The sequence below is a fragment of the Nocardiopsis sp. iso_40 genome (assembly GCF_056173285.1).
On record NZ_CM149666.1, the window covers coordinates 261,277 to 275,902 of the forward strand.

General features: G+C 72.7%; 9 protein-coding genes. 2 read left to right on the forward strand and 7 right to left on the reverse strand.

What is annotated here, in order from left to right; all coding sequences use genetic code 11:
* Positions 1 to 3 precede the first annotated feature (3 nt).
* Positions 4 to 1,410: a dihydrolipoamide acetyltransferase family protein gene (locus AC0VYD_RS01235; protein WP_475478176.1), complete on the forward strand. Its 1,407-nt coding sequence runs from the start codon at positions 4 to 6 to the stop codon at positions 1,408 to 1,410.
* 371 nt (positions 1,411 to 1,781) lie between these two features.
* Here the strand turns inward: AC0VYD_RS01235 and AC0VYD_RS01240 are convergent, their stop codons facing one another.
* Positions 1,782 to 2,714 carry an AEC family transporter gene (locus tag AC0VYD_RS01240; RefSeq protein WP_475478177.1) on the reverse strand — a complete coding sequence of 311 codons (933 nt, stop codon included), beginning with the start codon at positions 2,712 to 2,714 and terminating at the stop codon, positions 1,782 to 1,784.
* Positions 2,715 to 3,155: 441 nt separating this feature from the next.
* Here AC0VYD_RS01240 and AC0VYD_RS01245 point away from each other — a divergent pair, with 441 nt between their 5' ends.
* Positions 3,156 to 3,335 carry a hypothetical protein gene (locus tag AC0VYD_RS01245; RefSeq protein ID WP_475478178.1) on the forward strand — a complete coding sequence of 60 codons (180 nt, stop codon included), beginning with the start codon at positions 3,156 to 3,158 and terminating at the stop codon, positions 3,333 to 3,335.
* A 26-nt stretch (positions 3,336 to 3,361) separates the two neighbouring features.
* Here the strand turns inward: AC0VYD_RS01245 and AC0VYD_RS01250 are convergent, their stop codons facing one another.
* From AC0VYD_RS01250 to AC0VYD_RS01275, 6 genes are all read right to left on the reverse strand, one after another.
* Complete coding sequence (locus AC0VYD_RS01250) at positions 3,362 to 3,793, reverse strand: GerW family sporulation protein (RefSeq protein WP_475478179.1); 432 nt, start codon at positions 3,791 to 3,793, stop codon at positions 3,362 to 3,364.
* A 93-nt stretch (positions 3,794 to 3,886) separates the two neighbouring features.
* Positions 3,887 to 5,917, reverse strand: a complete 2,031-nt coding sequence (locus tag AC0VYD_RS01255) for a protein kinase (protein ID WP_475478180.1) — start codon at positions 5,915 to 5,917, stop codon at positions 3,887 to 3,889.
* Positions 5,918 to 5,939: 22 nt separating this feature from the next.
* On the reverse strand, positions 5,940 to 8,033 hold the full coding sequence (locus AC0VYD_RS01260) for a protein kinase domain-containing protein (RefSeq protein ID WP_475478181.1): 2,094 nt from the start codon (positions 8,031 to 8,033) through the stop codon (positions 5,940 to 5,942).
* 16 nt (positions 8,034 to 8,049) lie between these two features.
* Complete coding sequence (locus tag AC0VYD_RS01265) at positions 8,050 to 10,110, reverse strand: WD40 repeat domain-containing serine/threonine protein kinase (protein ID WP_475478182.1); 2,061 nt, start codon at positions 10,108 to 10,110, stop codon at positions 8,050 to 8,052.
* A gap of 175 nt (positions 10,111 to 10,285) precedes the next feature.
* Complete coding sequence (locus tag AC0VYD_RS01270; RefSeq protein WP_475478183.1) at positions 10,286 to 12,382, reverse strand: protein kinase domain-containing protein; 2,097 nt, start codon at positions 12,380 to 12,382, stop codon at positions 10,286 to 10,288.
* A gap of 103 nt (positions 12,383 to 12,485) precedes the next feature.
* The gene (locus tag AC0VYD_RS01275) at positions 12,486 to 14,537 is read right to left on the reverse strand and encodes a protein kinase (protein WP_475478184.1); all 2,052 of its coding nucleotides are present in this window, start codon (positions 14,535 to 14,537) and stop codon (positions 12,486 to 12,488) included.
* Positions 14,538 to 14,626: the final 89 nt, after the last annotated feature.

Consider the following 14,626-nt stretch of genomic DNA (forward strand, 5'->3'; position numbering starts at 1 on the left):
GACATGGCGATTCACAAGAGCACGCCCGCGGTCGACGGCGTGCAGACGTTCAAGCTGCCCGACGTCGGTGAGGGGCTGGTCGAGGCCGAGCTCCTCACCTGGTACGTCAAACCGGGCGACACCGTCGCGGACGGTCAGATGATCTGTGAGATCGAGACCGCCAAGGCCGTGGTCGAACTGCCCTGCCCGTTCGCGGGCACGGTCAGGGAGCTGCTGGCCGCCGAGGGCGAGACGGTGGAGGTCGGTTCGGCCATCATCACCGTGGACGACGGCACCGGCGGCTCCGGCGGCGGGGACTCCACCGGCGGGCCCGCCGCAGGCGGTGCCGAGGAGACCGAGGAGCGGGAGAAGCCCCTCGTGGGCTACGGCGAGAAGGCGACCTCCACCCAGCGCCGCGCCCGCCGCCGGCCGACCCCCTCGGGCCCGGTGTCCGCACCACCGCCCAAGCTCACCGAACCCGCGCCTGCGAACACCCCCGGCGTCATGGCGGCCCCCGCGGGCCCCGAACCCGCCTCGGGCCGTCCGCTGGCCAAGCCGCCGGTGCGCAAGCTCGCCAAGGACCTCGGGGTGGACCTGGCGACGGTCACACCCACCGGCAAGGGCGGGATCGTGACCCGCGAGGACGTGCACGCCGCGGCCGGGGCCGAGCAGGCGCCGAGCCCGGCCGCCGCGGAACCGGAGGCCGCGCCCGCGCCGGACCGTACCGCCCGTGAGGTGCGCGTACCGGTCAAGGGCGTGCGCAAGCACACCGCCGCGGCCATGGTGAACAGCGCGTTCACCGCTCCGCACGTCACCGAGTTCCTGCAGGTGGACGTCACCAGGACGATGAAGGCCGTGGCCCGCCTGCGCGAGCGCCCCGACTTCGCCGACGTCAAGGTGTCGCCGCTCCTGCTGGTGGCCAAGGCCCTGCTCATGGCGGTCCGCCGCCACCCGGAGGTCAACGCCTCCTGGGACGAGGAGAACCAGGAGATCGTGGTCAAGAACTACGTGAACCTGGGGATCGCGGCCGCCACCGAACGCGGCCTGGTGGTGCCCAACATCAAGGACGCCGACTCCCAGACCCTTCCGGAGCTGGCGGCGTCCCTGAAGGCCCTGACCGAGACGGCGCGGTCGGGCAAGACCAGCCCGGCCGACATGTCCGGCGGAACCATCACCGTCACCAACGTCGGCGTGTTCGGCGTGGACGCGGGTACGCCGATCATCAACCCGGGTGAGGCCGCCATCCTCGCCTTCGGGCAGATCCGCGACATGCCGTGGGTCCACAAGGGCGAACTGAAGATCCGGAAGGTGACGACCCTGTCGCTGTCCTTCGACCACCGGCTGGTCGACGGTGAACTGGGATCGAAGGTGCTGCGCGACATCGGCACCGCTCTGGAGGACCCGGAGCTGACCGCTCTGGCCTGGGGCTAGCCTCCGAAAACCCCGGCCCGGCCCTGCAACGTGGCCGGGCCGGGCGCCCTCACGGGCCCGGCAGGAACACGGGGCCGGTGCGACCCGGATGCGGTCGCACCGGCCCCTTCCGCACGGGTACCCGCACCGGACCCTGCCCGTGAGCGGTCCCGGCCGCAGGTCCCCGAGGGCTCTCCGCCAGATCTCCGGGCGGCGCCCCTCACGTGGACGGGCCCGTCCCCCAAGGGGGTGGGGGCGGGCCCTGGGGATGAGTGTGCCCGCTACTCGGCCATGACCAACCTTTTACGCCAGCCTTTCCCGGTGCCTGCCCGGGCCCTGCCGCGCCCCGTGCGGCGGACCCCTCCTGCGCGGGCCCCACCCGGCCCGCGGCCTCAACCCAGCAGGAAGGTGATGGCGAACAGCGCCGGGACGGTGAGGAGGGTCGTCAGCAGGACCACCTCGCGGACCAGGGCCTCGCCGGTCCGGTACTGGGTGGCGTAGTTGAACACGTTCTGCGCGGTGGGCAGGGCGGCCAAGACCACCACCGAGAACAGGTCCGCGCCCGCCAGCCCGAACACCAGCGAGCCCAGGGCCCAGGCCGCCAACGGCTGGCCCGCGGACTTCAGGGCCACGGCGAGCAGCACCGGAACCTGGTCGGGGCCGCCGCGCCCCGGAACGGAACTGCCGTGCAGGGAGATCCCGAAGGCCAGCAGCATCGCCGGAACCGCCATACCGCCGACCAGTTCGAACGGTTCCATGAGCGGTGCGGGCGGCGCCCAGCCGGAGGCGGAGACCGCGACCCCGGCGACGGACGCGATCACCACGGGGTTGCGCACGGGGGTGCCCAGCGAACGGCGCAGCACCGGCCCGAAGCCGCGCACCCCGCCGTTGTTCAGGTCCAGCACGGTCAGCGAGACCGGAGCGAGCACGAGCAGCTGGAAGAGCAGGACCGGAGCGACCAGGGTGGCGTCACCGAGGACGTACACCGAGATGGGGATGCCGAGGTTGCCCGCGTTGACGTACGAGGACCCCAGCACGCCCACGGTCGTGCGCCCCACGCCCCACCGCCGGAGGATCCCGGCGGTGAGGAAGACCAGAGCGACGGCCACCACGCTCAGGACACTCACCAGGACCCGGTCGGACACCAGGATGGACAGATCGGTGCGCGCGAGGATCGTGAACAGCAGGGCGGGACTGGCCACGTAGAACGCCAGTCTGCTCAGGACCTCCCCGGCCCCCGGGCCGAGCAGCGGGATCCGTCCGAGCATGTAGCCGATGACGACGACGCTGGCGATGACTCCGAACCCGACGATGACCCCGGACAACGCGCGCCCTCCGAACAACAGTGCGGCCGAAACCAGCCGAGGCTATCCGAGCGCTCCGGAAAGCGGTACGTCCCCGGTCACACCACGGGCTGTCACCGGGGGCGGAGCGGTTCAGGAGCCGGAACCGGGGGCGGATCCCGGGGACGGCTCCCACACAGGCATGAGGGGGTGCTCTGGTCCAGGTTTCCGGCGCATCGCTTCTCAGAGGTGGGGTCTCGACGGAGGAGAAGACAGAGCGAACTTTACCGTCATCAACCGGATCGACAAGGGAAGCAGTAGGACAGCGAGGGCTTTCGGGAAGCGGGTTCCATCGGGAAGATCACCACCTCGATACACCAGGTCCTCGACAAGGATCGCCAACTTCCGCAGGAGGGTTCTTGCTGACATCGGGTTCCTGAGCGGGGCGTTCTCAGTGACGATCCGAACCTGACGAATGACCTGATGATCGTGCGCTCGGTCCACGCGCTGGTCGCGGACGAGGAGATCCCGTTCTCGGAGTCCGATGTGGAGGAAAGCCTCAGGATCGAGGGCGAACTCGTGGAGAACCCCGCCCAGTGGACGACCGAGAGGCCGAGCTATGTCTCCTTCCTGCTCGATGAGGTCGAGGCCGCTTTCTCCTGACGGGTTCGCTCCCCTGAGGGCTGCCCCTAACGCCCTGACTCCTGCTGTTTCTCCTGTGCTGCGGCGATCCGCTTGCGGCGGCGGGCTTCCTTTACGGAGACGCTGACGATACGGGTGGCGGCCACCGCGGTGATGACGGCCAGCGGGATGGCCAGGGTCGCGGCGGGCTGGCGGATGGGGCGGAAGGCCGCCCCCTCGGGGGTGAGGACCAGGAAGCCCGACGGGCGGACACGGGTGCAGCCCGTACCTCCCGCGCCGTCACCGCCGAAGAACGGGACGTTCCCGGTGCCGCCGCCCATGATGCTCAGGGAACTGACCCGGGCCACCGGGACCACCGTGGTGCCCCCGGAGGTCACCGGGGATCCGAAAGCGGTGGTGGAGCTGGCGGCGGAGCGGGTGTTGTCGAGCAGCGAGTTCAGCGCGGCCATCGCGCCGTTTCGGACCTTGTTCCTGGGCATGCTGCGGTTCCTCTCCGGCGGCGGATACGTGATGTCACGCTATAGCGGACGACACCCGGTGACGGGGATCGTGTGGCGTCTGGAGTGTTCGCCTCACCCGATGACGTCAAGGGTTTCCAGGGTGTCCGGGTCGATGATGTTGACGTTCCCGTCGGCACCGACCCCGGCGATCACCTCGGGGTGGAAGGCGGCGCCCAGGAGCATGGGGTCCTCGTTCCCGGTCAGAAGGTCCTCGCCGGTCTCCACGTCCCACAGGTGGGCACGGCGGACGGTGCTGCGGTCGGCCGGGTCCTCCTCCTCGGTGGAGTGGTACCAGGCGATGTGCACCAGTCCGCGTTCGGCATCGGGGGTCAGCGACCTGACGTAGGCGCCGAAGGGGACGTCGGCGTAGTCGTCCAGGGGGAAGGTGCCCAGCTCGGAGTCGTCCTCCAGGTCGTGCCAGACCACTTCGCCGTTCCTGACGTAGAGCACCTGGTTCCGTCCGGGGACGGTCGCCATCGTGGGCGAGGCGAGGTTGCGGACGGTCTGGAGAGGATCGCCGGTCTCCACGTCCCAGACAGTGATGGTGTCGCTCCCGGAACCGGCGAGCCTGGTGTCGTCGAGGAAGGCCAGCGAACGGGTGCTCTCCCCGTCGTTGAAGGTCCGCACCAACTCGCCGGTCTCCACGTCCACCACCCCGATCGAGTCGTCCCGGTCGACCTCGTACCTGGTGGAAGTGCCCAGAGCCAGCCACCGGCCGTCAGGGCTGAAGGCACTGGCCGACACGGACGTGCGTTCCCGGCTTCCGTCCGGGCGAGGCGCCGGCTGGGCGCCCAGGTGGTCCTGGGTGCGTCCGGTGGGGACGTCGTAGGTGGTCGCCAGCCGGTAGGGGGGCCTCTCCTCCCGCTCGGCCTCTTCGACGTCCTCGGCCCGGACGGCCGAGACCCGGCAGCCGACCGGGGAGAACACCGCGTCGCGGACCAGGTCCGCCCCCTTCGCGGGGACGGCGAGCAGTTCGCCCTCGCGCCAGTCCCACAGACTGAGCCCGTGGTCGTCTCCGGCCAGGGCCAGCACGTCGCCGTCGGGGGAGAACACCGCCTCCCCGGCGTTGAGTTCGCCCTCCCACCCGCCGGGTTCGGAGAAGCCGATCCCGTCCAGGCAGGCCACGTCGTCCGGGTCGGCGTCCGTCGGGTCCGAACCCCCGTCCGCGGTGCTCTCCTCGGGCAGCGCGAACAGGCGGTCGTACCCCCAGACGGCGCCGGTGGCCGCGACAAGGGTCAGTGCCAGTGCCCCGGCGGCCAGCCCGATGAACCGGCCCCGGCCGCCGGCCTCGGGAGCGGCGGGTCCTACGGGCAGGACCCGCCGCATGGCGACGGCCGAGGAATCGATCACCGAGGCCAGTTCCGGGGGCCAGGGGGCGGCGGAGGCCGTCCCGCCGAGCATGCTGACCAGGTCGACCGCGCTGGGTCTGATGTCGACGTTCTCCCGCAGACAGGCGTCGACCGCGCCTCGGAGTTGCAGGGGCACCCGGTCGAGGCCCTCGGGCCCCTCGACCCCGCTGGCCGCGAAGCACAGGACCGCCGCCCAGGCGAACACGTCACCCGCCGGGGAGCCGCCGCCCTCGGGCGGATCGAACACGCCGCCGGCGCCGTTGCGGGTTTCCGGGGAGGGGATCAGGCCGGGGTCGGCCAGCAGCGCACGGTCGCCGGTCAGCAGAACGTTTTCGGGGGTCAGGGTCCCGTGGGAGCGCTGTGCGGTGTGCAGCGCGGCCAGCCCCCGGGCGGTGGCCAGGGCGAAGGAGTGCAGGGCAGCGGTCGGGAGCGGGCCGCGGCTCCGGACCAGCCCGTCCAGGTCCGGCCCCGGCGGGCGTTCGGTGGCGACCCACGGGACGGGGGAGTCCAGGTCGGCGTCGAGTACGGCGGCCACGTTCGGGCCGCCCAGCCCGGAGGCGCTCCGCACCCGGTGGGTGAAGGCGGACCGCGAGGCCGGATCCGTGGCCTGGTCGGAACGCAGGATGCGTACCCGGACCGGCGGTTCACCCGGTGCCGCCCCGAGGTAGGAGCGGGTGTGGTGGTCCTCGCCCAGCCGGGCCAGGAGCCGGTATGGGCCCGCGGAGGGCGGGTCGTACGGGTGCAGGGCAAGCATGGGTCTCGTCAGTCCGTCCGGCTCACTCGAAGACGTCGATGGGTTCCAGGGAGAGCGCGTCCCGGATCTGGACCTCGTCCACGTCGGGAGGGAGTGTGGCGATGACGTCGCCGTCCGGGTGCACGTCCAGGAGGGCGAAGGCGAGGCCGCCGTCCTCCGTCTCGGGGGTGACGTCCTCGGCTGTGCGGACGTCCAGTACCCGGTAGCTCAGGGTGGCGCCACCGTTCTCGTCCTCCTCGCTCATGTAGAAGGCGTACAGCAGACCGTGTTCGCGGTTCAGCGCGACCTTGGCGGTGTCGCCCTCGGGTGGGTCTTCGGCCTCGTAGTAGGTGCCGCCCTCGCCCTGGTTGACGTCGACGACGAGCGGGCCCAGGGGGTGCATCGCGACGACGAGGTCCTCGGTGTAGAAGTCCAGCGCGCGGAAACCGGGGAACGGCAGGTTCCGGGCCAGGTGCAGCTCCTCCCCGCTGGCGGTGTCCCACACCCGCAGATCGCCCCGGCCGTCCTGGGCGGCCAGCCGGTCGCCGGAGGGGGAGTAGGCGACGCTGTGGCCGCGGGGGCTGCCGGTCTCGTAGCGGGTGACGTCCTCACCGGTGGCCAGGTCCACCGTGTAGACCCCGCCGTTGCTGTCCTCGAAGGTCCTGTCGGCCATGGCCAGGGCTGTCCCGTCGGGGGAGAAGGCCACGGAGCGGACGTCACGCCCCTCCAGGTGGACGGTGTGCTCCCCGGTCTCCAGGGAGTACACGTGGGCGCCGTCCTCCGAGCCGTGGGCGAGGAGGCAGTCGCCGGGGCTGAACTCGATCTCCCGGAAGGGGGTCTCGCCGGACAGTTCGATCGCGGCGAGTTCGGTTCCCTCCCGCCAGTCCCACAGGTGGACGACGTTGTTCTGGAGGTGTACCGCGAGGACCGAGCCGTCGTTGGAGAAGCGGACCGACCCGGCGTCGGAGGGGACCGCTGGTTCGGGGGCCGCGGCACCGACGTACTCGGGTGCCAGGTGGACGGTGGGGTCGCACCGCTCGCGGAGGGGGGCCTCCGGTCCGGTGCCCTCTCCCGGTTCCTGTGAACCGCTCTCCTGGTCCGCCCCGGCGTTCTCCTCACCGGAGCCGAACGGCCCCGTCACGGCCCACACCCCGACCCCGGCGATCAGGACCAGCGCGGTCGCTGCGGCGCCGACCAGGGCGAGGGCGCGGCCACGGTTGTTTCCCACGGGGGCCGGCTGGGTCTCCGGGAAGGCCCGGAGAACGGCGAGGTGGTCACGGGTGAAGCCGTCCAGGACGGCGACGGCGGTCTGCGGCAGCCACGCCCCCGCGGACACTGCGGGCGCCACCGGACCGCCGAGGGCCTGGAGTGCCTGTTCAGCGGTGGGTCTGCGGGCCGGGTCCCTGTCCAGGCAGGCCGAGAGCAGGCCGAGCAGGGACGGGGGCACCCCGTCCAGGTCCGGTTCCTGGTGGTCGATCCGGTAGGCCACGGCGGAGGGGTGGCCGTCGCCGAACGGCCTCCGCCCGGTGAGGGCGAACACCAGGACGGCGCCGAGGGCGAACACGTCGGCGGCCGGGCCGGACCCCTCGCCCTGGGCGGTCTCCGGAGCCGTGAAGCCCGGCGTGCCTGCGAAGTCGGACGTGTCCGCGCCCGGTGTCTCGTCCATGGCCCGGGAGATCCCGAGGTCGATCACCCGGGGGCCGGTCGCGGCGACCAGGACGTTGCCGGGCTTGAGGTCGCGGTGCACCACCCCGGAGGCGTGCAGGCGGGTGAGGGTCCGGGCGATCGCGCAGCCCAGGTACCGGACGGTGGGCTCGGGCAGGGCGCCGCCCCGGCGGACCACCTCCTGGAGGGAGGGCCCCGGAACGAACTCGGTGGCGAGCCACGGTGCGGAGCCGGTGGTGTCGGCGTCCAGGACCCGGGGGAGGTCGCCGCCGGTCGCCTGCCGGGCCCGGCGGACCTCGTGGGCGAAGCGCTCGCGGAACTCGGGTTCGTAGGCGAACTCGGGGCGCACCACCTTGACCGCCACCGGCTGGTCGCCGGGGTCCAGCCCCAGGTGGACGTGGCCCATGCCGCCGGAGCCCAGCGGGGCGATGATCCGGTAGGGGCCGATGCGGGCGGGGGTTCCGTTGGTCATGGAGTGCACGGCCGTCTCAGTTGATCTCGTTGACCACGTCGAGGGTTTCCGGGTCGAGGAGGAGCAGGGTGTCGTCGGCGAAGGTGGCGATCACCTCGTCCTCGGGGTGGACGGCGAGGATGTCGACCAGGAGGGTGTCCCCGGAGACCAGCTCCTCCCCGGTGGCCACGTCCCAGGCGCGGCCACCGGACGGGCCCACGGCGGTGAGGTCCAGCCCGGCGGAGTAGAGGGTCCGGCCGTCCGCTGAGAACTCCATCCACAGGTAGTCGCGTTCGGTCTCGATCTCCTGGACGACCTCGTCCGCCTCGTAGTCGTACAGGGCGATGCTCTCGTCGGGCAGTTCCACGGCCACGACGGGTCCGGCGGGGGAGAAGGCGTACCGGTTCCAGTGCGCCGCGGGCCAGCCGGGCCCCTCCGGCGACGGGGATTCGTCGCCGAGATTCTCCACGTCGTACATCGTCACCAAGGGCTCGTTGTACTGCTGTCTGACCATCAGGTACTCGCCGTCGGGGGTGAAGTCGGTACCGACGACCGGGCCCGTGTGGTCGGTGGAGAACACGACGGTGTCCTCCTCCCAGTCCCACACGTACAGTCGCGGGTCGCCCGGGTGGAAGACGGCCATGGCGACCAGGGAGCCGTCCGGGCTGATCGAGACGGCGCTGAACTCCTCGATGTCCCCGGGGTCCTCCTCGGCCAGGTCGAAGAGGGCGAGGACCTCCTGGTCGGGGCCGAACACGGTCGTGGTGTCGGCGTAGGTACCGGCCATGGTTCCGTCGTCGGCGAGGTCGAAGGTGGAGGGTTTGGGGTCGAACCGATGCCGGAAATCGCCACTCTCCCAGTCCCAGAGGGTCATCGCGTCCGTGGTGTGGACGTACACCCCGGAACCGTCCGGGGTGAAGGCCAGGCCGCTGACGAAGGAGTCGAACCCCGTCTCCCCGTCCCACTCCTCGACCGGGCCGTCCCGGCCGCCGGGGGCTTCGCTGGCGTCGGCGCCCTCCCCGGTCGCTTCGCCCTCCTGCCCGGCGGCGCTGTCGGGGTTCGCGTCGGACCAGGGCTTGAGTACGGCCAGGCCGATGCCCGCCGCGAGGACGAGTGCGGCCGTTCCGGCTCCGGCGGCGATGAGGCCGGTGCGCCGCTTCTTCGGGGACCGGGGTGCGGCGGTGGTCTGGAACGGGCTGTCGGGGGCGGCGTGGACGACCTGGTGTGCCTGGTGCTGGTGGGCGTTGATGGACTGGTTGATGGTGGTGGGGAGCCAGCCGTGTTCTGCGGGTGGCAGGGGTTGGGTGGAGAGGGTGTGGACGATCTGGTCGGCGGTGGGCCGCTCGGCGGGGTCCTTGGCCAGGCAGCGGGCCAGCAGCGGTCGCAGGGCCTCGGGGACCCCGCCCAGGTCGGGCTCCCCTTTCACGACCCGGGCCAGGAGCGCGGCGGACTTCCCGGTGCCGAAGGGGGCCCGGCCGGTGGCGGCGAAGACCACCGTCCCGGCGAGGGAGAACACGTCGCTGGCCGGGCTGGTCTCGTGGCCCATGACCTGTTCGGGTGAGGCGTAGGCGGGGGTGCCGAAGGCCTGCCCGGTTTTGGTGAGCACGGTGCCCTCGACGGCGCGGGCGATACCGAAGTCGATCACCTGGGGTCCGCGGGGGGACAGCAGGACGTTGGAGGGTTTGAGGTCGCGGTGCATGAGACCGGCGGTGTGGATGCCCTGGAGGGCGTTGGCCAGTCCCAGGGCGAGGACCCGTAGCGAGGGTTCGGGGAAGGGGCCGTGTTCCCGGACGGCTTCCTTGAGGGTGGGGCCGGGCACGTACTCGGTCGCCATCCAGGGTGCCGGTGCGTGGGTGTCGGCGTCCACCACGTCCGGGGTGAATGGCCCCGTGACCATCTGGGCGGTACGCACCTCGCGGGCGAAGCGGGCCCGGAACTCCTGGTCCCGGGCCAGCTCCTCCCTGACCACCTTGAGTGCGGCCAGGCGGCCCTGCGGGGTGCGGACCAGGTACACCTCGCCCATGCCGCCCGCGCCGAGACGGGCGAGGAGCCGATGGGGGCCGATACCGGCGGGGTCGGTGGACGCGAGGGCAAGCACGGGGCCGGGCTCCTAACGGTCATGAGGCGGATGGGGGCGGGAGGTATGTGGTGGGGTGCCGCTGTGGTGTGAAGGTCCGGGGGATTCGTGCTGTGCCGGGGTCGGCAGGCGGTCCCCGGGCCCCGTTCCGGTGGACCGTTCGGCCGGTCCGGCGGGGTGTCCCGTCCCGGGCGGGTCACCCGGGGAACTCGTGCAGGACCTCGAAGGTCCCGCCGTCCAGGACGAGGAGGCGGTCGTCGCCGGGACCGGGCGGGATGGTCGCGACCACCGTGCCCTCCGGATGGAAGGCCGCCTTCGAGTAGAGCCGGACCCCCTCCCCGGTCAGCAGGTCCCCGGTGGCGGTGTCCCACACCCGGCCGCCCCGGGATGCGGCGCCCTCCGCCCCGCTGGCGGCCAACCGGGACCCGTCCGCGGAGAAGTGGATCTCGTACAGGTCGTTGCCGCCGGTGTCGGGGGCCTCGAAGGGGGTGGTCTCCCCGCTTTCCAGGTCGTACAGGGCGATGTCCCGGTTGCTGGTCTTGACGGCGAGCAGTGAGGGATCGGTGGGGTGGAAGGCCAGGTACTTCAGGTGGTGCGTCCCGGCCTCCTCGTGCGGCACGGCGGGGAAGCCGTCGTTGGGGAACTCCACCACGGCCTCCTCTGTGGCCAGGTCCCACACGGTCGACCTCCCGGTGCCCGCGGAGTCGCTGACGGCCAGGAGGGTGGCGTCGGCGTTCAGGTCGGGGTTGCGCGTGTGGCTCTCGGTACCGAGTTCGAACTCCACCTCCTCCGCCTCCAGGTCCCACACCTGTACCAGGGGCTCGTTCCCGGCGTCGTTGACCGAGACCGCCACCCGGGTGCCGTCGTCGCTCAGGTCGGGGCGGCTCCAGTCCTGGAGTTCCGGGTCCTCCAGGTAGTGGGTGATCTCGTGGTCGGGATTCCAGACCACCAGGGCGTCGAGGAAGCCGCCCGCGATGGTGCCGTCCGCGGCCACGGCCAGGCTGTTGGGCCGTGCGTCGAAGCGGTGGAGTTCCTCGCCGGTCCGCCAGTCCACCTCGACCAGGTGGTCGGTGCCGGTGACGTACAGGCTCTCCCCGTCAGGGGCGAACGAGGCCCCCGTGAGGGTGTCGCCGAAGACGTCGGACGGCTCCGCCGGGGCGTCGCCCGCGGTCCCCTCCGCCGCCTCGTCCCGCCCGTCACCGGCGGCCCCGGTGGAGTTAACGGCCTCGTCGGTGCCCTGACCGGGCAGGGGGACGGTCGTCAGGAGGCCGAGTGTCCCGGCCATCAGCACGGTGGCGAGAGCGGCGGCGCCGACGATGAGTGCGGTGCGGCCCCGTGTGCCCGGAGGAGGGGTGACCGGGGCGGGATCGCCGGGGCCCCCGGAACCGCCCCTGGCCGGTGCGCCGTCGGCCGCCTCGCGGGACGCCGACCGGTGTGTCTCGATGGACTGGTTGACCGTGGTGGGGAGCCAGCCGTGTTCTGCGGGTGGCAGGGGTTGGTCGGAGAGGGTGCGGACGATCTGGTCGGCGGTGGGCCGCTCGGCGGGGTCCTTGGCCAGGCAGCGGGCCAGCAGCGGTCGCAGGGCCTCGGGGACCCCGCCCAGGTCGGGCTCCCCTTTCACGACCCGGGCCAGGAGCGCGGCGGACTTCCCGGTGCCGAAGGGGGCCCGGCCGGTGGCGGCGAAGACCACCGTCCCGGCGAGGGAGAACACGTCGCTGGCCGGTCCGACGCCCCGGCCCACGATCTGTTCGGGTGAGGCGTAGGCGGGGGTGCCGAAGGCCTGCCCGGTTTTGGTGAGCACGGTGCCCTCGACGGCGCGGGCGATACCGAAGTCGATCACCTGGGGTCCGCGCGGGGACAGCAGGACGTTGGAGGGTTTGAGGTCGCGGTGCATGAGACCGGCCGAGTGGATGCCCTGAAGGGCGTTGGCCAGTCCCAGGGCGAGGACCCGTAGCGAGGGTTCGGGGAAGGGCCCGTGTTCCCGGACGGCTTCCTTGAGGGTGGGGCCGGGCACGTACTCGGTCGCCATCCACGGCACGGCGCCCTCGGTGTCGGCGCTGAGCACAGCCGGTGTGAAGGGTCCGCGCACGCGCTGGGCGGTACGCACCTCGCGGGCGAAACGGGCCCGGAACCCGGGGTCGTGCGCGAGCTCCTCCCGGATTACCTTGAGCGCGGCCAGGCCGTCGTCGGGGGTGCGGACGAGGAGCACCTCGCCCATGCCTCCTTCACCGAGCCGGGACAGCACCTGGTGGGGGCCGACGTGTTCCGGGTCGGCGGACGACAGGGGAGGCACGTGTGTTCAGCTCCTCGAGGTGGGGACCGGACACCAGTCTGCCCGGTTTCGCGGAGATTCCGGCCCCGGGCCCCGTCCGTCCGGCGGGCGCCCCGCTCCGCCGTCAGCCCAGCCGCTCGACCGTCTCGAAGGTGTCGGGGTCGACCAGGACCAGTTCGCTGTCTTCGACGGTGCTGGCGGCGAGGACCTCGCCGTCCGGGTGCGGCGTCAGGACGCTGTAGGCGCCGATCTCCTCGTTGCCCTCGGCGAGGTTCTCACCGGATCCCAGGTCCCAGACGTAGTTCTGGTAACGCCACGACCCGGGCCCGGTGCCCACCTGCCAGGTCGCGTACACCCTCTCGTGCGCGGAGTCCACCAGGAGCTCGATGAGCAGGGGGTCGTCGTCGGTCTCGAACTCCTCCCGGGTGAAGGAGGCGACCTCGGTACCGGTGGTGTAGTCGGTGATGACGATCCGGTCCCCGTCGAGGTGGGCGACCTCGGTCCGGCCCGGGGCCGCGGCCAGTGTGTTGCCCGAGGTTCCCCTGACGACGTGGACCTCCTCGCCGGTGTCCGCGTTCCAGACGTGGATCCCGCCGTAGTTCCCGGTGGCGAGGTGGTCCTCGTCCACGAACACGGTGCCGTACTGCAGGCCCGGGGCCATCGGCTCCCCCGCCTCCCCGGTGGCGGTGTCGACCACCACGGTGCTCGCGCCCTGGTCGGTGGTGTTCATGGTCACCGCCAGCCGACCGCCGTCGGGGGAGAAGGCCAGGCCTTCGACATTCCTCGGTTTCAGCAGCCAGCGGCCGTCCTCGTCCGGGCCCTCCTGGGGGCCCATGTGCTCGGTGGTGGTACCGCCGGGCAGGTCGTGGGTGTACCCGAGGGCCACCGGGTGCTCGCGGCCCTCGTACTCGACGGACTCGGTGACGGCCACCGTGCAGCCGACCGGGGAGAACACCGGGCGGTGCCCGTAGGAGACGTCCTCCGTCGGCCGGGCGACCTCCTCGCCCCCGCGCCAGTCCCAGATGGTGAGTCCCGCGGTCGAGGTGGCGGCGAGCACGTCCCCGTCGGGGGAGAACACGGGCTTCCAGAAGTCGGCGTCGTCCGGGACCGGCTGCTCCGGTGCCGGGTACCCCGACTCGTCCAGGCAGCCCGCGTCGGTGATCAGCCCGCCGCTTCCGCCGTCGCTCCCGCCGCCCCCCTCGGCCCGCGGCCCCGGGGCCGCGGCCTCCTCGCCCAGAACGCGGTTGAGCACCGCCCCGGCGGTCGCGAGTACCACCAGGGCCAGCGCACCGGCCCCCACCGCCAGGAGGCGGCCCCGGCTCCGCCCGGAAGCGGCGCCCTCCCCGTGCGGCTCGCGGGGGGAGGGCGCGGCGGCGCTCAGCATCGAACGCTGGGCGTCGGCGACCGCTTCGACGGCGGCCCGGATCGGAGGCGGCCATCCCGGGGGCTCGGCGGGCCCGCCCAGCATCCGCACCAGGTCGTGTGCGCTGGGGCGCAGCCGCGGATCGAGTTTGAGGCAGGTGTCGACCAGACCGCGCAGCTGCAGGGGGACTCGGGCGAGGCCGTCGGGGCCCTCCACACCGCTCGCGGCGAAGCACAGGGTGGAGGCCCAGGAGAACACGTCCGCGGCCGGGGCGGCCCCGCCCTCCGGCGCAGTGAACGCGGGGTGCGGGGCGTGCTGTCCGGTGTCGTTGACGGCCCGCTCCAGACCGGGGTCGGCCAGCAGCGCGGTCCTGTCGGACAGCAGTACACCGTCCGGCCACAGCGAACCGTGGGCGCGGCCCGCGGAGTGCAGGTCGACCAGACCCTGGGCGAGGGCCAGGGCGAGCGGGTGCAGGGCGTCCGCGGGCAGGGGGCCGTCCCGGCGGACCAGGTCGGCCAGGCTGGGGCCGAGCGGCCGGGAGAGGGCGGCCCAGGGCACCGCGCCGCGCAGGTCGGCGTCGCGCACCGGGCACACGTGGGCGCTGTCCAGCCCGCGGGCGGACTCCACCCGGTGGGCGAAGGCCGAACGGAAGGCGGGGCTGGTGGCGTACTCCGGCCGGAGGACCTTCACCGCCACCGGGTCCTCCACCCCGGCCGCGCCCAGGTAGACGCGCGCGTAGGCGTCCTCGCCGAGGCGGGCGTACAGGCGGTGGGGGCCGACGGAGGGCGGGTCGTGCGGGTGGAGAGGGAGCATGGGCCTTCCCGGTTCGGGAGCGGTCGTGTCGGTGGACGGCGGCGCCGGGGCGGTGCCCGTCACTGGGATGGACACCGCCCCGGGGTGCC

Coding starts and splice junctions, on each gene's coding strand:
- AC0VYD_RS01235 (WP_475478176.1), top strand. CDS start 4: ATGGCGATTCACAAGAGCACGCCCGCGGTCGACGGCGTGCAGACGTTC.
- AC0VYD_RS01245 (WP_475478178.1), top strand. CDS start 3,156: ATGATCGTGCGCTCGGTCCACGCGCTGGTCGCGGACGAGGAGATCCCG.
- AC0VYD_RS01250 (WP_475478179.1), bottom strand. CDS start 3,793: ATGCCCAGGAACAAGGTCCGAAACGGCGCGATGGCCGCGCTGAACTCG.
- AC0VYD_RS01255 (WP_475478180.1), bottom strand. CDS start 5,917: ATGCTTGCCCTGCACCCGTACGACCCGCCCTCCGCGGGCCCATACCGG.
- AC0VYD_RS01260 (WP_475478181.1), bottom strand. CDS start 8,033: ATGACCAACGGAACCCCCGCCCGCATCGGCCCCTACCGGATCATCGCC.
- AC0VYD_RS01275 (WP_475478184.1), bottom strand. CDS start 14,537: ATGCTCCCTCTCCACCCGCACGACCCGCCCTCCGTCGGCCCCCACCGC.